We start from the raw sequence: 16,485 nt of genomic DNA on the forward strand, positions 1-16,485 counted from the left end.
AACCTATACTTTACATACATAGAGAGTATAGCATTCTCTTTAAAAAAAAGAAAAAGACTTTGCTTAAAAATTGTCTTTTTCTTTCAGATATGCTCATTAGCTATATGCCAAACTGTTTCATTACATAGTAGACGAGTCCGTATGCCATTAAAAAAAGATAGGCACAAAAAAAGAGCAGAAAGTTAATTCTCCAAAATCCTCGGAAGACTTTCTTATAAATAATTTCTTGTTTCACTTTCCAATGAAGGATCACAATGAAGACACCAATAAAAAGGATCACTAACAATATATAAGACAGCATGGACTTTCCCCAAATAGATATAATTAAAAAATGGACAGAAATGATAAAAAAGAGCGTGCTTATATCTAACGCAATATGTACAGATAATTTATGTTTTTTCGTCATTTGTTTACTGAGGATAAATATCAAAAGATAGCAAATAACTGGGAATGCAACGAAAAAACTAATGACTGCAGACGTAAATTGAAACATTATATCCCCCCTTTCCTTTCCTGCTCTTTGCCTTTTAGCATGGCATAATAGGCAGCGCATAACGGCAGATGTTTATTTGTCTGTGCAGCAATCTTCAACACATACCCTAAGATAGCATCAATTTCTGTCTCTCTCCCTGCCTCTATGTCCTTCAGCATAGAAGACTTATTTGCAGCTGTCTGCTTAATAACCTTCCAAACGTACTGTTTGCATGTCTCTTTTTTTTGTTCATTCCAGCCGAAGGTATCCGTTATCTCTGCTAAAAAAGGTGCTAGAAGTCGTTTATAGTGAGGATTTTCGAGTAGCTGGCCATTAGTCACTTCCAAAATGCTTGTCAATGTATTAACCAAACAGTTTACTACCAGTTTTTTTTGCATCATCAATATCGGGTCTGGCTGAATCTGCACCAAAAATCCTGGAATACTGTCCTGCTCTAGAATAGTGCCTGTCAGATTCAAACGGACTTGGTCTTTAAATGGTAGACTAGCAATTTGAATCGTCCCGATTCCGGTGTGTCTAATAGAAGTGCTGTCGAGCTTCATCACACCATGCTCTACAATCCCAACATATAATTCTTCCACTGCCAAACTATTTAGTGCTTCCAGGTGAGCCATTCCATTTTGCAGAAACAAAAGCCCTCTGATTTCGGATGACAGTTCCGTCACTTTTTTCATCACAGGCAAAAGCTGATACTGCTTAACAGTTATGATGGACAGATCTCCTGCTCCATCCCAATTTTCAAATAATTCTACCGTAAAATGATGCTGTTCTTCTTTATTCGCCAAAAAGAGGGTCAGTCCCTTTTCCCTTAATTGTGCTTTTTGGCTTTGTGTGCGGACAAATACGGTTACATCATGTTTTGGTGCTAAATAAGCTGCACAAAGCAAGCCAATAGCCCCACCGCCGATAATGCTTATTTTCATTTCAACACCTTTTCCCCTGTATTCTTTATTATTCTGTAGTACCATCTTAACATTTTCCAGCTAAATTAGTAGCAATTAAGACCAAAGTACCTATAAATATAAAAGGTGTAAAGCAAAAACAGTTCCATATGATCAGAAAAAATAATTATGAATGAAAAATTTTATAGGGAGATATATCCGTTTAGACGAAAAAGCCCCCTTGAATCCTTTTGCAAAGAAAGGTTCAAGGGGGCAAGACCATGTTGCTTTTGTTAAGCGTTTTGTTGTTTTTCTTCTTCTTTAAATACAACCATTTTACGAGCCTTTTCCATCAAATCAACTAGCGCTTTATAGGCTTCATCCATTGTTTGCAATTCCTTTTGGAGCTTTTGGTTCTCATTGTGCAGCTCACTAATTTTTGCTTCAAGTTCAGCAGTCTCTTTAACAGCTGCATTATCAAGCTTATGATGTTCTTCAAGCTGTAAAGATTTTTGATATATATCTTTTAAATATTCTAAAATTTCTTCAAAGTTTTTCGTTTCAACAGGCTCTGGCTGACCGCCTATGAAAGAAACTTCTTCCACTGGCTCTTCCACAAGAACAAAACCTTTTTTTAACTGCTTTCTTTGGCTCTTTGCTAATTCAATAGCTGATTTATATTGTTTGCGCACATATGAATTCCAGCGGAATCCGCATGCTGCACTTGTTCTTGTTAATAGCTTTCCTACTTCCTCGAACGCTTGAAGCTGTGTTCCACCTTCTCTAATTAAACGGAGTACTACTTCTGCTAGCAGTATATCTTCATCTTTTGACCAAGCATCTTGTCTTGTTGTTGACATCAGCTAAATCCCTCCTAGTGTTTTTTATTCATACATATGCGTATACTAGAAAAGATAGACTGATATTTAGTCTTTTAGAAAAAAAATATTTAAAATCACACTAGAACAAAACAAGACTTGTCTTAACTAGACTAGTTATTGGCCTAAACCTGCATTTCACAAAGAATCTACTCTGAAATTTTCTAAAAAGCTAGTCTATCACAGCAACGCTTTTGCGAGTTCGTTCTCTGATATAACTTTAATTCCTGCCCTTCTTAATAGCGCTGTTGTAATTCCTGCTCCCTCATGCTGTATCCCTTCAAAATTACCATTGTATATATAGCTGCTACCACAAGATGGGCTAGACTCTTTAAGAACGACTGTACTCGCCTGCAGCTGCTTCACAACAGCCAGTGTTTTAAAGGCACCATCTACATATAAATCTGTAACATCATTCCCACTTTTATCTATTATAATTGCATGACCATCGAGCACATCATAGCCATTGCCGCCTTTAATTTCACAGGGCTCTCTTGGTGTCTGAAAACCTCCCAGCAATTCTGGACAAACGGCAATCGCCTCTTTTTTGTCAATCAGCTCTTTAATCTTTTCATTAAGACTATGCGACCCGTTATATCTTACCTTCAACCCTGCTAAACAGGAACTGACCACAATCACGCCAAAGCTGCCTCCTTCGTCACTACTATTTAATACCTCTATTATACAAATAACTAAGTGTTTTTTTCTCCTAAGATTAACTTAAGCACAAAAAAAGCACCGGACTATTTGTCCGGTGCTTTTTTCAAAGGAAAATTAGTTGCTTACAACTTCTTTACCTTTGTATGTTCCGCAAGCGCTACATACGCGGTGAGCAAGTTTCATTTCACCACAGTTAGGGCATTCTACCATACCAGGCACTTGTAATTTAAAATGTGTACGACGTTTTCTTTTTGCAGTTTTAGATGTTCTTCTAAAAGGTACAGCCATTCTTCCCACCTCCTTAAAGAGTATTAAGAAAGTCTTGAGAGCAGATACAATCCATTCTCAGGTTTTCTTGTTTGTCCAAGCATAAAGCAAGGAGCTTTACTCATTTTCAAAAAATTTCGCAAGTCCTGCAAGCCGAGGATCAACTTTCTCCTTCTTCTCTTGCTCATGGATAACTTCCCAGTCCTTACCGGATTGAGGAGCACCCTCTTCTGTACTGTCTTCACAGAAGACTTGCATTGGTACTTCAAGTAAAAGTATTTCTTCTATAATTGGCAATAAGTCAATTACATCGCCCTTTACTTGATGAACTTCCTCTTCTCCTGTTTCATAATCCGGAACATTCAAAAGGAAAGTTTCAGTCGTTTCTACATTAATTGGATAATCCACGTCTACTAAAGTACGAGAGCAAGGTAATACTAAATGACCTTGTATTTTTAAATGAAAAGTCACTTTCTTTGAATCAATATCTGTTCTTCCTGTAATATGCATAGGAGATACACGCCTGATGGAGGAATCAACTTCCTTAATTCCATCTGCGTTGATTGTTTCATCAATAGATAGTCCCTTACTTCGGTATTTTTGTAACTGGCTTAACGTCCATTTCATATATATCACCCCAAGGCAACAAAGGTAATTATAGCTTTCATATAATTATTTGTCAATATTTTTTCTTTACACTATCTTTGCTTTTCCCTTTTATACTTAAAAGCATGATGGGTTTGCAATTCTAATGCAATAGCACTGTATCTATTCTACCTCGAAAAGACGGAATTGCAAATATTATGGCTGCACCTTTTTTCGCAAAAAGAATCCTTGCTTTATAAGCTTTGCTTATCGTTTCTTTATCATGTATTCTAGGATAAGAAATTGAGCTTTAATCGATATAGTTACGAAAGCAATGCCAATCATTCTTGAAAGAAACTTGTAAGGAGATTTGAAATGAAAGCTGTTGGGATAATTGTCGAATATAATCCATTTCATAATGGACATTTACATCATATCCAAAAAGCAAAGGAATTATCAGATGCAGATATTGTCATAGCAGTTATGAGTGGACCATTCCTGCAGCGGGGCGAACCCGCATTAGTTTCCAAATGGCACAGAGCAGAGATGGCGATTTCTGGCGGTGCTGATCTTGTCATTGAACTTCCCTATGCGTTTAGCGTACAACATGCAACCATTTTTGCACAAGGAGCAGTGCAGTTGTTGGACAGTTTACACTGTGATGCTGTTTGCTTTGGCAGCGAGTCTGGAAAAATTAATGAATTTATGAATGCATACCATATCTTGACTAGCAAGAATGCTTTATTCGCTGAAAGGATCAAGCAGCATCTGCAGGAAGGCTGCAGTTATCCAAAAGCAATGTCACTTGCCTTTACGGATTTAACAACAGGTGAGGATAATATTGCCGACTTAACATTGCCAAACAATATTTTGGGCTTTGAGTATGTAAAAGCAGTAATGTCAAAAGGCTTGCAGATGGGTCTTTATACAATTCCGCGGATTAAAGCAAATTATCATGATTCATATTTTAGTTCCGAGACTATTGCCAGCGCTACGAGCATCCGCAAGGAAATTTTTGAAAAACATAGCGTTCAAACGATTGCACCCTACGTGAATACCACTACTCTGAAGATCTTAGAAGACTACAAACAAACCTTCTCTATTTTTCATCAATGGGAAAATTACTGGCCATATCTTAAGTTTAGGCTTATACAAATGTCACCGAGTGAACTGCAAACGATTTATGAAGTGGAGGAAGGTATTGAGAACCGAATTTTGGCGATTTGTCAAAAAGCAGATTCCTTTCAGGAGTTCATGTCCTTGTTGAAAACGAAACGCTACACTTGGACAAGGCTCCAGCGAATATGTGTCCATATTCTGACAAACACAACAAAAGGGGAAATACAAAAGAACGACACACCTGCATACTTGCGACTGTTAGGCAGCACAAAACTAGGGAGAGCTTATTTGAAGAAGCACAAAAAGACACTTAAACTCCCACTTATCAGCAAGCTTTCTTCCATACAACATCATCAAATTGACTTAGACATACGAGCAGCATCTATTTATGCACTGGGTGCACACCCTGCAAACCAGAAGGAGCTATTAGCGATGGAATACAGTCATGTTCCTATCATGGTAGATGAATAAAAAAAAGGAATGACCAAGTAAAAACAGGTCATTCCTTTTTTTCTCTTTTCCATTTTGCTATCGCTTTTTTTATGTTAGCTGTATGCAGTCTTGCCTCCTCTTCTCCTCTTTCAATTATTTTCTCTAAATCGGTAAAAGCCTTGCTGTTAAACATTTCAACTTGGGGCCTTATCATAAAATCACTCGCCTCTTCCCGATAATTAACAAGCTCCCGCTGCATAATGTCAATACTGCGCATGATGACATCGTATATAGAGCTTATCTCGGCATCATTGCCTACATTTGCTACATCAACGGCAATCACTAAGTCTGCTCCCATTTCTTTCACGACAGAAACAGGAATCCTGTCGATTACTCCTCCGTCCACTAGAAGCCGCCCGTCCATTTTTTCCGGCACAAAAATGCCTGGAATCGAAATGCTTGCCCTGACAGCCTCTGCAATCGGCCCCTTTTTAAAGACAACCTTTTCTCCCAACGACAAATCTGTTGCGACAATCGCAATAGGGAAATCCAAATCTTCAATATTTTTTCCATACGTAAACAAATGAATAAGCTCTTTCACTTTGTTTCCTGCTATAAAACCCATTCTCGGGAGTGTGAAATCAAGATAATATTTTCGTTTAAAAAATTTAGAGATGAAATAAAGTCTGTCAATATCTGAGCCTGCCGCATAAAGGGAAGCAACTATCGCTCCAATGCTGCTTCCTGCGATATAATCTATCGGAATATTGGCCTCTTTTAATATTTTGATGACTCCGATATGCGCAAACCCTCTGGCACCGCCGGAACCAAGTGCTAATCCAATCTTCGGTCTATTCATTAAAGGAAAACCCTCCAATTATTTAATTTGGTCATAGTAATCTTATGGTCTTTTTTTTCTGCTTATGAGTATATTGTTTGGTAGAGGGCTAAAAGGACGAGTTTGAAATAGATGTTTTATAAAGGGGAGGGAATATATTCTTGTATCGTTCGAAAGTGAAAACCATAATTCTAGCTGGCACTGCATCTTTTTTAGCTTTTGCACTAGTTACATTCCCTGCAACAGCAGTCGAAGCATCCAAGGACGGTCTAAACACATGGTGGACAATCGTCTTTCCATCATTGCTTCCTTTTCTCATTTTATCTGAAGTTTTAATCGGATTTGGAGTTGTTCGATTTTTAGGGGTTTTACTAGAACCGGTAATGCGCCCACTTTTTAAAGTTCCAGGTGTCGGCGGGTTTGTATGGGCGATGGGGATGGTATCCGGCTTCCCTACAGGAGCAAAATTAACAGCCAGGTTAAGAGAAGAAAAGCAAATTACGAAGGTTGAAGCTGAAAGGCTCGTTTCCTTTTCAAATGCTTCTAACCCGATGTTCATTATCGGCGCCGTTTCTGCTGCTTTCTTTCATAATCCGAAGCTTGGATTTCTGCTGGCAGGAGCCCATTACTTAGCGAATTTTACTGTCGGTCTTTGTATGAGATTTTACGGAGTAGATGAAAAGATTCCGAAAGATAAAAAGAGCAGCAAAGTTCCTTCTTTGAAGCGTGCATTGCGGGAGCTTCATCACACCCGCTTGAAGGATAAGCGTCCATTAGGAAAGCTGCTAGGTGATGCTGTAACATCTTCCATACAGTCTCTATTAATGGTAGGCGGGTTCATCATTCTTTTTTCTGTTATTAATCGCTTGCTGTTTCACTTGCAGGTAACTTCCCTTTTGGCTGGGTTCATAGATAAATTCTTTGAGCTTTTTTCCTTCTCCACCGCTTTGTCTATCCCATTTATTGCCGGGATTTTCGAGATTACGCTGGGAAGTAAATTAACAAGCGGAGTAGAATCGAGCACTTTAATGCAACAAGCAATTGTGACAAGCATGATTCTTGGCTTTTGCGGATTGAGTGTGCAAGCACAGGTTGCAAGTATCTTAGCACAAACAGATATTGGTTTTAAGCCGTTCTTCTTCGCACGAATTCTGCAAGCTATTTTTGCAAGTATTTACACGTATTTGTTCTGGGATGTTTTCAGCGCGAATTTCCTTAATGATGATAAACCAGCGTTTGCGATGCCCGCGTTTTTAGAAGACCAGGGATGGATTAGCCAAGCTATGCAAAAATGGATGGAGATAGGTCCGGCATTTACCATTATTTGCTTGTCCGTTTATGTTGTCATCCTTTTCTTCCGGCTTCCAGGAAAGAAACGGACAGTTTAACAAAAAAGGGATTGTGAAAAATCTTCACAATCCCTTTTTATCTGTACTTTTTAACTGACGAAATTTTTCCTTTAACGCACTCTCAACCGATGGCGGTACGAGTTCAGATATATCTCCATCGTATTTACTGACCTCTTTCACAATACTAGAGCTCAAAAATGAATATTGGTTATTTGTCATCACAAAAAAAGTTTCAATTTCATCTGATAAGACTCTGTTCATAGATGTGATCTGCATCTCATACTCAAAATCAGAAACAGCACGAAGGCCGCGAATGATGGCAGTTGCATTGACACTTTTCGCATATTCAATAAGAAGACCTTCATATGAGGAGACAGTTACATTAGGAATGTCCTTTGTTACTTCCTTTATTAACTCAAGTCTTTCCTGCACAGAAAAAAACGGCTTTTTCGATGAGTTGTTTAAAACACAAACATAAACTTGATCAAAAACTTTTGCCCCTCTTTTAATAATGTCGATATGACCATTTGTGATTGGATCAAAACTGCCAGGACATACTGCAATACTAGCCATTTATGCATTTTCCTCCATATCTGTTTGTTTTGAATAAATCGATACAGCAATGATTCCATACTTTTCATATTTAATTTGCTGAAAACTGCCGATTTTTTCCGGGAGTGCTACTTCTGAACCATGTTCGCAAACTATTACACCATCATCAGCAAGGAGGCCCTCTTCATTAATAATCAGGACTAATTTCTCCAATTGCTGTTTTTTATAAGGCGGGTCTAAAAATATGTAATCAAAAACTACATCTCTTTTTATTAGCGCTTTAAGCGCCCTGTCTGCTTCATTGCGATAAACCTCTGCTTTAGCTTCCAATTTGCAAGCAGCGATATTCGTCTTAACTGTATGTATAGCTTTTCCATCCTTATCAACAAAAATGACCTTTTCAAGCCCCCTGCTTAACGCCTCAATCCCTAATCCACCACTGCCGGCAAACAGGTCGAGACCAATTCCGCCTTCAAAATACGGGCCAATCATATTGAAGATTGCTTCTTTCACTTTATCCGTAGTCGGTCTTGTCGAATTGCCAGGCACCGCCTTTAATGAAATGCCTTTATTCGTTCCTGAAACGACTCTCATCATACATCACCACTGATTTATTAGTTGATAGTTTATCATTGACTATCCTATCATAAACATTCCCGGGATTCCAACACTCATTTACACTTCTATAAAGAATCAGATATCGGCACACACAAATCTCAAGCTGTTTTTAATTTTTCACAAAAAAGCAAACTTTGATGTATAAGGTGCGCTTCCTTGGCAATACTGTAATTAACAACATCTATTCGAGGATGTTGTTGCCAACCGCGGAGAAGACTTACGTTTCCCCATAAGTTCTTCCTCCGGTTTCTCCTCTCCCTTTACCTTCTTTCCTGTAAGAGGATATAGAAGGAGCCTGCAAGCAAATAGCTTGCAGGTTTTTTTTTTCAAAATAAAAAAACCAAGATGTATTCTTAGTTTTTTTATATGCCCATCTTATAATCATATTCTTTTGCTTTGTCCGGTTTAGAATTTTCAAATTCCATTTTTAAAAACGGTTTATACGAAGGCTCTACTTTTTTCACAAATGAAAAGGAGTTTAACTTTTCCATTAGAGCTTCTGTTTCCGTTAAATTAGTATATAGCACAACATACTTTAATCGTTTGGAAATATAGTGGACATTTCCATATCTGCGCAGCATTTTCGCCTGCTTCAACGAATAAAGGTACACGATGATGCCTTGTCTCTGCCCTAGCATGATATTCCCCCGCTTCTATTTTTTTATATTCTAGCATAGCAATAAAAAAATTCATATGAATTATGTAAATTTTAGAAAGGTTCCGCCTTCATTAATCCATAAAAAAGGCGATGAAGCAATCATCATCGCCTTCTATCATTTATGCCGAACAGCTGCAGCTGCCTCCGCTTCCGCAGCCTCCGCTGCAGCCGGAAAGCTCATCGAAGAACGGGTTTCCTGTTGGTACCTTTACGAATTCAGAAACAGATCTTCCGATGATAACACTGACCTCATCGAGCAATTTTTGCAGATTATTTTCTGCTATCTTAAATGCAGCAACATTCTCGTCCATATCCATATCCCTTTTGAGCTGTCTGATTTCCATCATAACTCTCTTATACTCAGGATGATATTTGCCGAAGCGCTGCACTTCTTCGTACAGTTCTTTCATTTCATTAAAAGAAATGATTTTCCCCTGTGTTTCTTTATCAGTTATAAGGTTTGCCATGCGCATACGATATTGTTCTGCCACATCTGATTCCAATATCATTTCCGCTATGGACTCTGCCTCTTCTTGTAACATAAGCATTTCAGTTGTAGCAAGCACGATTAGCTCACCTCCAATTCTCATTTTAACTGATAAATACGAGAAAAGAAAGCAATCTGTTACGAAAACAGCTGTACATAAAACTTGCCTTAACAGGACTTAGTTGATTGTCACGGTAAATTCTTTTTGAAACAAATTTATCCCTTTGTTATTAATAATTTTAAGAAGAGCTTGGTGCTGGCCGCTTTCTACATTCCTGACAACAAATGCTGCGCTTTTGTATTCCCCTACAGTCTTGCCGTCCATTTCTAATATAATTTTCCCTGTTTCCTTGCCACTGTCTTCGCGAAAAGAAAGAGATGGTGCTTTACAATCAATATAAACATTATTACCCTTAATGAGGTAATGCACGGTAATATCTTGACTCTGAACGTATGCTGATGCTAATGCTGTTTCACTTCCTAAATTCATTGCTGCTTGTCCTTCCTCCTTCACTTGAGGATCTGGAACGTCATTGTTGCAGCCATTCAAAAGGAATAAAGCAGGAATACAAAACATTAGAATTTTTTTCATAAGGAACAGCTCCCTAACATGAATTCTTTTCGTTTAGTATTCGCTGCTGCTTCCCTTTTTACTCACACAGAGTGCCGAAAATTTACCATCACGATTGTGAGTTCATTGCTTGGAACATCCCGACCATCATCGAGGCCATTTGGACACCATTGGAAAACTTCTCCACATGATGAGGAATAGTCTTTTTATAATAATGTAATGAAGCAACTTCAAAACTCTGTAATTCACCTGGATTTCTGCTTAATTGTCTGTACCAAAGCGGCTGTTCCCGAATAAATTGCTGCAATTCCCTGTTTTCCTCTAAGTACTCTTTCACGTTTTTCCTCAAAGATTTGCCTCCTTAATCTTTTCTAAATGCAAAAGGACCTGTCGGCTGTTGCACTTTACCTTTGCTGGCCTCTTGAGAGGGGCTGCTGTTTGGAGAAAACTGCGCAATGACACCTTGAATTGTACCAAGCGCTTGGTTGATATTAGCGATATAGCCTTGCAGCTGATTTTGATCCATATTTTTTATGGAATCCATAATAGAAGACATCCATAATGATTTACTTGTATTTGTTCCTGTCTCTTCGGTTTTTTCTGTACTTTGCCCTGTATTTTGCTCACTGCTCCAGCGAGCGTCTTCTTCTCCCAGCAAGTACCAATCTTCAAATAACTGCTGCCATGTTGCTTCGCCACTTCTCACCTCTTGAATAATGTGGGGATTCTCTTTCACAAACTCTTTAAATTGTTGGACTGAAGGATGAAGTTGTTTACCTGACATGCTTTTTTCACCTCTATTACGCTGAATTTGCCTACCTTACTATATGTTAACTTCCTTAAAAGGTGCCTAGTTGGCAAAAGAAAATTGGGCATAAAAAAGCACTTTTATTGTTAAGTGGATTCTTAGCAATAAAAGTGCTGCAGTTAACCTTTTACCATTTTTCAATAAAGTTTTGCGTGTAGTATTTATTATATACTCCTACACCTAAATGGGTGAAGCTTTCATTCAAGAGGCATTCCCTGTGCCCCTTGCTGTTCAGCCAGCCTTCCATAACAGCAGCTGCATCTGTGTATCCCGCTGCTATATTTTCCCCTGCAAGCTGATAAAAAACATCTCCTGTCTTGAGCCGTTCCTCCAGGTCGCCATATTTATCAGATGTATGGGAAAAATTCTTCGTATCATACATATCTACACTATGACCTAAAGCTACTGTTGCTGTGTCTTCATCCCATTGAACCTTCCCTAAATTAAACCTGCTTCTAATAACATTCGTAATATCTAATATTTGACGTTCATTGCCATCCTCAACAGCTTCATTTTCCTTCACTACCAAATCTGCTTCCAAAAGCTCTCCTCTGTATACAAGCTCATACGGCCTGATTTGAAGCAATGTTCGTGCATCCATATAACGGACGCTTGAGAGTGTTCCTGTAAACTTATCAAAGTACAGCTGCACATAATAATCGCCCATTTTCACAAGAGGCCTGTTGTTAATTTCATCTTCTGAAAGCTCAAACCGGTAGGAGGAGTCCTCATAATTCAAACTGATATTTGTCTCGATTGGTGTCTTTTCATATATATTGCCGATTTCTTCGCCAATCTTGTACGGAGCTATGTTCACATCTTGTCCAATTGCAAAAATCGTCACCACTTTATCATCGAGCACACCAACCTGAAAATATTTAGAGGAATCTTGATTGTATATCCACCATTCATATTCGTAATTGGATGGGTCTTTTCTTGCTGGTTCTCCGTATTTTTTGACAAGGTCCTTTGCACTGCTGCCGATCATGCTTCCAAGCCCCTCTTCAGGCATTGAAATCGATGTGTCTTCGTCCGCTTCTTCTGAAAGACCTTCATCGACTTTCGCTGAGTTCGTGCCGTCATCTACAAGGGCATCAGAGTTTTCACTTGTATCAGTAATACTCATGTAAAACCAGACCGCTAGCAATATAGAAATAATAATTACAATTCTGAGTAATGTCTTCAGAGGCTGAACCCCCTCTCTACCATCATTTCTATCATTATATGTTTGCTGCTTACTAAATAGTATAGCATTATTAAAATAAAATCTGATAGACTGAACTTTTTAGAAATTAAAATCCTAGTATAGCTTTAATAACAGAGGTAGTCTCTCCGCCATGATAGATTACATAAAGCAGTAAATAAACCGCAACACCGGTAATGGCAGTGAAGAACCAGATAATGCTCGTAGTTGGGCCAATCTTACGGTGAATTTCATATTTCTTCTTATAACCTGTGACAAGCATCGTAATTCCTAACACAGCGCCTGTTGTTGCTAAAGTGATATGAAAAATCAGAAATATTGTGTAGTATATTTTAATATCATCTGGTCCACCGAATGCAGTATTCCCGATAAAAATAGTTCTGGAAGCGTAGATGACAAAGAAAATAACCGCACAGATTGCGCCAATAAGCATTGCTTTTTGATGTGCTTCCAATTTTCGTTTGATTATTAAGCCCCAGCCAATTGCGACAAAAATCGCACTCAATACAATAAATGCAGTGCTAATAGTAGGTAAAACCGGTAGTGAATAATTCATTTTCAAACCCTCTCTAAATAAGTATTTTTAAAGGGAATTCCCTAAGCTTTTAACAAGTGTACCTTGCACACAATAAAAATATGTATGAAACAAGCAAGACAAAAAAAGGATATTCTAGCAAAAGGATAACACTTCTATTCGACAATCTCTCCAAAGTTTGTCTAGCTTTCCCTTTCATCTTAACGGCTTCCTAAAGCAAGAATCAAGTATACTGTGCCTGCTTTAGGAATTACTGTTAAGTAAGTCTGCCTTAAGTATTGGAGTTATGTTGAATGATCGTGTCTATCCATTGATAGAATATCCTCTTACTTAGATGATGAATGTGACAAGGACCATGGCAACGAATAAAATGGTCATATATTGAAGAGAATATACGAACATAGCAGTCGCCCATTTAATCTCGTCCTTTTTCTTGCTTGCAATAATACCTGTGATAATCCAGCCGATATTAAGCAATGTTGCCAGAATTAAGAAAGGAATACCAAGTTTCACTAATAAGAATGGCAATGGAAGTAAAGCGATAACCCATGCATACGTATGTTTTTTTGTTACTTCAAAGCCTTTTACAACAGGAAGCATCGGCACTCCTGCTGCTCTGTACTCCTCTACTCTTCTAATTGCCAATGCATAGAAATGCGGTGGCTGCCAGAAGAACATAATTAAGAACAAGCTCCATGCCATAATATCAAGATTCGGATCAATTGCCGCCCAACCGATTAAAGGCGGAACAGCACCGGAAAAGCTACCGATAACTGTGTTTGAAACAAGTCTTCTCTTAGACCACATTGTGTAGACAACCACATAGCTGAAAGCTCCTACCAATGCAATCACCGTTGCAGAGATAGTCGTTAGAAGCATAAAGAATGTTCCGATTGCAAGCAAACCGAATCCGAGAACTGCAACCTTGCCTGGTGTGACTTTCCCAGTAACAGTCGGTCTCTCCTTAGTTCTTTCCATCAGCGGATCAATATCCCTGTCAATATAATTGTTTAGTGCACAAGATCCTGCAATAATTAAGGCTGAACCAATTAATGTATACAAGACTGTGTCGATATTCACCAAAAATTTCTCTCCAGAAAAATGCAGCGCCAGCCACAATCCTGTAAAGACTGTAATTAGGTTAGAATTTACAATACCTACTTTGATCAGCGCTAAGAAATCCTTCCACGCAGATGTTTTTGGCAATGATTCTTCCCCGTCAACCTGAGCTTCAGGATACGCTCTATAATTTGCCATAGATGTTTCCTCCCTTATTTAAACCAAATCTATATCCTTTATAAAAAGCTTAAAAGTGCAATTGGAATTACTGTTCATTCCCACTTAAACTCATCTTTCCTTTATATAAACATAAAGGTAAATGATTGTTTGTGCCCAATTTCACAATTATTAACAACATTTAAACGATGAAAAAAGGCCCTTTTATAATTAAAACATATTTCAATCTTTTTTTCCGCATTTTTTTACAAAAAAATAAAAGTCTCTCTATGCGAAATAGATTCCTTCGACCCACAATCTATTATAAATCTAATTGCCCCGTTAGCCAAATAAAATAACTGAAATGGATATACTTCACTTACATAGGAAAATTAAAGAAGATGCCCTAATCCACTAGGGCATCTTCTTTATGCTAGATTCTTTCCTGCTGTGCGATTCTTTTTCTCAAAGGAACCTCAGGAACAGCCTCTTCTCGATTTTTATACACTTTTTCATATTTAGTGAACATCGAAACATTCAGCAATATTCCCATGCCTATGGCGAGCTGTACAAGCGATGACCCTCCGTAGCTTACGAAAGGGAGCGGAACACCTGTTAGAGGTATCACTCCTGACACACCGCCGATGTTAATGAAAGACTGGATGCCAATCATGCTTGAAATCCCGATTGCAAGGAGGCTGCCAAAAGGATCTTTGCATTTCAATCCAATATATATACCTCTTAACACAATATAGCTTAAGCATACGACTACAAAACCTACCCCAAAAATACCGAGCTCTTCTGCAATTACCGCCATAATGAAGTCTGTGTGGCCGTCTGTTAAATATCCGAGCTTTTGTATACCCTGTCCTAATCCAAGACCTTTTAAGCCTCCTCCGCCTATGGCAATAAGCGAGTTGCTCATTTGGTAGCCGGTGGATTGGACCATGTCTTCAGCAAAAGGCGAATCCATAAATACGAAAATCCTGCTCAGCTGCTTTTCAGTCAAGACATCTTTGCCAAAAAGCTGAAGAACTACTACAGCAATTGCCACTACAGCAAGGCCGATGCCGGCTAGCTTTGACAAGTTCTTCAAACTCATTCCGGAACAGATAATAATCGTTGCCGCAATCATGAAGATTATCGCTGCTGTTCCAAAGTCAGGCTGTAAGCCGACTAGCATACATACAAGCAATAAGTATGCGAGCGGCGGTGCAACCCCTCTGTTAAATTCGTTTATGTAAGATTGCTTTTTCGCATAGATGGCGGAGAGATAAACAATCACCGACAGCTTAACGAATTCCGCAGGCTGCAGGCTTGCAGTTCCAAGCTTATACCAGCTTTGTGCATTTCCTGCCACATGACCAAGAATAAAAACACCGAAAAGACCAATTAACGATATAAAAACCATGGGAACGAGAAATCTATTGCTCATAAATGCCTTATAAGGAAAAAGGGCGACAACAATAAAGGCCACTCCTGCCACAAGCAAGTTAAGAATCTGTTTCTTATAAAAGAAACTGCTGCTGTCTTCCCCATAATATTGGACAGATGATACCATACTGGCACTGTATATCATAATTACTCCAAATAGAGAAAGTAATACCATTGCAACAATCAGTGTATAATCATATGATTTTAAGATTTTTTTGAACATCCGCTGCTACCCCTTACTAAAGTTTAAGCAATGACAATACATTCGCTGCCATTTGTTTCAATTCCTGCCTATTAGCTTGGAAGTTTTTCTTTTGCTGCTTTTACTATTCTAACATGATATAAAAAATATCACATGGATTTCAACAATAAAAAAACTCAAACAATAAGTTCGTTTGTTTGAGTTCGCTTATTATTTTCTTATAGACGCTTCATGTAATACTGAGAGTTCTTTTTCTAATTCGTCTAGTATCTTCTTGCCGACGCTTTCTTCCACTAACCCTAACCGAATAGCAAAATCTATCTCCTTGGATAATCCAAACATTTGTGTATCCAGAACTTCTTCATATAAAGGACATTGCGGCATTGTTAAATTATCCATTTGAACTTTTATAAGCTTTAGTATTTTGTCAGCATCTGCTTTTAACAGTGCATTTGCTTTCTCTTTATGGTTTATGATCATATCAGAAGTCAACCCTATCCCCCCGTTTCCGAGCGATTATCCTATCTATAAAGTTTAAACTCAACATAGGAAAATTGCAAGAACTATCACAAGAAAGTTATTTACAGGAAAGCTAATCTAGAATTCTCCTTACCTGCCGAAAGTTAAAAACTGACAAAGAAACATAGACAAGATATACTAAAAACATACATACTAATTGCAGTCATACAGACAGGAGAG

General features: G+C 38.3%; 21 protein-coding genes. 2 read left to right on the top strand and 19 right to left on the bottom strand.

The genetic code is table 11. From position 1 onward, the window contains the following. Positions 1 to 100 precede the first annotated feature (100 nt). From M3600_RS00965 to M3600_RS00990, 6 genes are all read right to left on the bottom strand, one after another. The gene (locus M3600_RS00965; protein ID WP_233314513.1) at positions 101 to 493 is read right to left on the bottom strand and encodes a DUF3397 domain-containing protein; all 393 of its coding nucleotides are present in this window, start codon (positions 491 to 493) and stop codon (positions 101 to 103) included. After that, complete coding sequence (locus M3600_RS00970) at positions 493 to 1,416, bottom strand: 2-dehydropantoate 2-reductase (protein WP_237941160.1); 924 nt, start codon at positions 1,414 to 1,416, stop codon at positions 493 to 495. The genes M3600_RS00965 and M3600_RS00970 overlap by 1 nt, the downstream gene beginning before the upstream one ends. Before the next feature lie 251 nt (positions 1,417 to 1,667). Continuing rightward, positions 1,668 to 2,234 carry an RsfA family transcriptional regulator gene (locus tag M3600_RS00975; protein ID WP_233314515.1) on the bottom strand — a complete coding sequence of 189 codons (567 nt, stop codon included), beginning with the start codon at positions 2,232 to 2,234 and terminating at the stop codon, positions 1,668 to 1,670. 198 nt (positions 2,235 to 2,432) lie between these two features. After that, positions 2,433 to 2,891, bottom strand: coding sequence for a 2-thiouracil desulfurase family protein (locus tag M3600_RS00980; RefSeq protein WP_251644605.1), 459 nt, complete (start codon positions 2,889 to 2,891; stop codon positions 2,433 to 2,435). A gap of 135 nt (positions 2,892 to 3,026) precedes the next feature. Then, the gene (gene rpmF, locus M3600_RS00985; protein WP_016200993.1) at positions 3,027 to 3,200 is read right to left on the bottom strand and encodes a 50S ribosomal protein L32; all 174 of its coding nucleotides are present in this window, start codon (positions 3,198 to 3,200) and stop codon (positions 3,027 to 3,029) included. A 96-nt stretch (positions 3,201 to 3,296) separates the two neighbouring features. Beyond that, the gene (locus M3600_RS00990) at positions 3,297 to 3,806 is read right to left on the bottom strand and encodes a YceD family protein (RefSeq protein ID WP_233314518.1); all 510 of its coding nucleotides are present in this window, start codon (positions 3,804 to 3,806) and stop codon (positions 3,297 to 3,299) included. A 333-nt stretch (positions 3,807 to 4,139) separates the two neighbouring features. Here M3600_RS00990 and M3600_RS00995 point away from each other — a divergent pair, with 333 nt between their 5' ends. Further along, positions 4,140 to 5,354, top strand: coding sequence for a nucleotidyltransferase (locus M3600_RS00995; RefSeq protein WP_251644606.1), 1,215 nt, complete (start codon positions 4,140 to 4,142; stop codon positions 5,352 to 5,354). A gap of 28 nt (positions 5,355 to 5,382) precedes the next feature. On the opposite strand, the gene M3600_RS01000 is transcribed toward M3600_RS00995, so the two are convergent. Further along, positions 5,383 to 6,174: a patatin-like phospholipase family protein gene (locus M3600_RS01000; RefSeq protein WP_233314520.1), complete on the bottom strand. Its 792-nt coding sequence runs from the start codon at positions 6,172 to 6,174 to the stop codon at positions 5,383 to 5,385. A 140-nt stretch (positions 6,175 to 6,314) separates the two neighbouring features. On the opposite strand from M3600_RS01000, the gene ylbJ reads away from it, so the two are divergent. Next, positions 6,315 to 7,541: a sporulation integral membrane protein YlbJ gene (ylbJ, locus tag M3600_RS01005; protein WP_233314521.1), complete on the top strand. Its 1,227-nt coding sequence runs from the start codon at positions 6,315 to 6,317 to the stop codon at positions 7,539 to 7,541. Between the two features lie 24 nt (positions 7,542 to 7,565). Here the strand turns inward: ylbJ and coaD are convergent, their stop codons facing one another. The 12 genes from coaD to M3600_RS01065 form a co-directional block, all read right to left on the bottom strand. Continuing rightward, complete coding sequence (gene coaD / locus M3600_RS01010; RefSeq protein ID WP_233314522.1) at positions 7,566 to 8,075, bottom strand: pantetheine-phosphate adenylyltransferase; 510 nt, start codon at positions 8,073 to 8,075, stop codon at positions 7,566 to 7,568. Beyond that, complete coding sequence (rsmD, locus tag M3600_RS01015) at positions 8,076 to 8,648, bottom strand: 16S rRNA (guanine(966)-N(2))-methyltransferase RsmD (RefSeq protein ID WP_233314790.1); 573 nt, start codon at positions 8,646 to 8,648, stop codon at positions 8,076 to 8,078. It abuts the gene before it with no gap. A 386-nt stretch (positions 8,649 to 9,034) separates the two neighbouring features. Further along, the gene (locus M3600_RS01020; RefSeq protein ID WP_233314523.1) at positions 9,035 to 9,310 is read right to left on the bottom strand and encodes a YlbG family protein; all 276 of its coding nucleotides are present in this window, start codon (positions 9,308 to 9,310) and stop codon (positions 9,035 to 9,037) included. A 139-nt stretch (positions 9,311 to 9,449) separates the two neighbouring features. Further along, positions 9,450 to 9,896, bottom strand: a complete 447-nt coding sequence (locus tag M3600_RS01025; RefSeq protein ID WP_233314524.1) for a YlbF/YmcA family competence regulator — start codon at positions 9,894 to 9,896, stop codon at positions 9,450 to 9,452. A 99-nt stretch (positions 9,897 to 9,995) separates the two neighbouring features. Continuing rightward, entirely contained in the window at positions 9,996 to 10,409 is a 414-nt protein-coding gene (locus M3600_RS01030; protein ID WP_233314526.1) for a hypothetical protein, read from the bottom strand. An 88-nt stretch (positions 10,410 to 10,497) separates the two neighbouring features. Beyond that, positions 10,498 to 10,737, bottom strand: coding sequence for a YlbE-like family protein (locus M3600_RS01035; protein WP_233314527.1), 240 nt, complete (start codon positions 10,735 to 10,737; stop codon positions 10,498 to 10,500). 12 nt (positions 10,738 to 10,749) lie between these two features. Continuing rightward, positions 10,750 to 11,172, bottom strand: a complete 423-nt coding sequence (locus M3600_RS01040) for a YlbD family protein (protein ID WP_233314528.1) — start codon at positions 11,170 to 11,172, stop codon at positions 10,750 to 10,752. A 151-nt stretch (positions 11,173 to 11,323) separates the two neighbouring features. Then, positions 11,324 to 12,382, bottom strand: coding sequence for a CAP domain-containing protein (locus M3600_RS01045; RefSeq protein ID WP_396953775.1), 1,059 nt, complete (start codon positions 12,380 to 12,382; stop codon positions 11,324 to 11,326). Between the two features lie 106 nt (positions 12,383 to 12,488). Then, positions 12,489 to 12,956: a DUF420 domain-containing protein gene (locus M3600_RS01050; protein WP_233314530.1), complete on the bottom strand. Its 468-nt coding sequence runs from the start codon at positions 12,954 to 12,956 to the stop codon at positions 12,489 to 12,491. Between the two features lie 309 nt (positions 12,957 to 13,265). Continuing rightward, a complete protein-coding gene (gene cyoE / locus M3600_RS01055; protein WP_233314531.1) occupies positions 13,266 to 14,192 on the bottom strand; it encodes a heme o synthase in 927 nt (308 codons plus the stop codon). Between the two features lie 391 nt (positions 14,193 to 14,583). Further along, positions 14,584 to 15,807, bottom strand: coding sequence for an FtsW/RodA/SpoVE family cell cycle protein (locus M3600_RS01060; protein ID WP_251644607.1), 1,224 nt, complete (start codon positions 15,805 to 15,807; stop codon positions 14,584 to 14,586). A gap of 189 nt (positions 15,808 to 15,996) precedes the next feature. Continuing rightward, on the bottom strand, positions 15,997 to 16,278 hold the full coding sequence (locus tag M3600_RS01065; protein WP_233314534.1) for an Fpa/YlaN family protein: 282 nt from the start codon (positions 16,276 to 16,278) through the stop codon (positions 15,997 to 15,999). Positions 16,279 to 16,485 lie beyond the last annotated feature (207 nt).

The sequence above is a fragment of the Niallia sp. MER 6 genome, from assembly GCF_023714395.1.
GTDB lineage: Bacteria > Bacillota > Bacilli > Bacillales > Cytobacillaceae > Niallia.

Excerpts from the sequence above, each read along its gene's own strand:
- M3600_RS00965 (WP_233314513.1), bottom strand. The coding sequence starts at position 493 with ATGTTTCAATTTACGTCTGCAGTCATTAGTTTTTTCGTTGCATTCCCA.
- M3600_RS00970 (WP_237941160.1), bottom strand. The coding sequence starts at position 1,416 with ATGAAAATAAGCATTATCGGCGGTGGGGCTATTGGCTTGCTTTGTGCA.
- M3600_RS00975 (WP_233314515.1), bottom strand. The coding sequence starts at position 2,234 with ATGTCAACAACAAGACAAGATGCTTGGTCAAAAGATGAAGATATACTG.
- rpmF (WP_016200993.1), bottom strand. The coding sequence starts at position 3,200 with ATGGCTGTACCTTTTAGAAGAACATCTAAAACTGCAAAAAGAAAACGT.
- M3600_RS00990 (WP_233314518.1), bottom strand. The coding sequence starts at position 3,806 with ATGAAATGGACGTTAAGCCAGTTACAAAAATACCGAAGTAAGGGACTA.
- M3600_RS00995 (WP_251644606.1), top strand. The coding sequence starts at position 4,140 with ATGAAAGCTGTTGGGATAATTGTCGAATATAATCCATTTCATAATGGA.
- M3600_RS01000 (WP_233314520.1), bottom strand. The coding sequence starts at position 6,174 with ATGAATAGACCGAAGATTGGATTAGCACTTGGTTCCGGCGGTGCCAGA.
- coaD (WP_233314522.1), bottom strand. The coding sequence starts at position 8,075 with ATGGCTAGTATTGCAGTATGTCCTGGCAGTTTTGATCCAATCACAAAT.
- rsmD (WP_233314790.1), bottom strand. The coding sequence starts at position 8,648 with ATGAGAGTCGTTTCAGGAACGAATAAAGGCATTTCATTAAAGGCGGTG.
- M3600_RS01020 (WP_233314523.1), bottom strand. The coding sequence starts at position 9,310 with ATGCTAGGGCAGAGACAAGGCATCATCGTGTACCTTTATTCGTTGAAG.
- M3600_RS01030 (WP_233314526.1), bottom strand. The coding sequence starts at position 10,409 with ATGAAAAAAATTCTAATGTTTTGTATTCCTGCTTTATTCCTTTTGAAT.
- M3600_RS01040 (WP_233314528.1), bottom strand. The coding sequence starts at position 11,172 with ATGTCAGGTAAACAACTTCATCCTTCAGTCCAACAATTTAAAGAGTTT.
- M3600_RS01050 (WP_233314530.1), bottom strand. The coding sequence starts at position 12,956 with ATGAATTATTCACTACCGGTTTTACCTACTATTAGCACTGCATTTATT.
- cyoE (WP_233314531.1), bottom strand. The coding sequence starts at position 14,192 with ATGGCAAATTATAGAGCGTATCCTGAAGCTCAGGTTGACGGGGAAGAA.
- M3600_RS01060 (WP_251644607.1), bottom strand. The coding sequence starts at position 15,807 with ATGTTCAAAAAAATCTTAAAATCATATGATTATACACTGATTGTTGCA.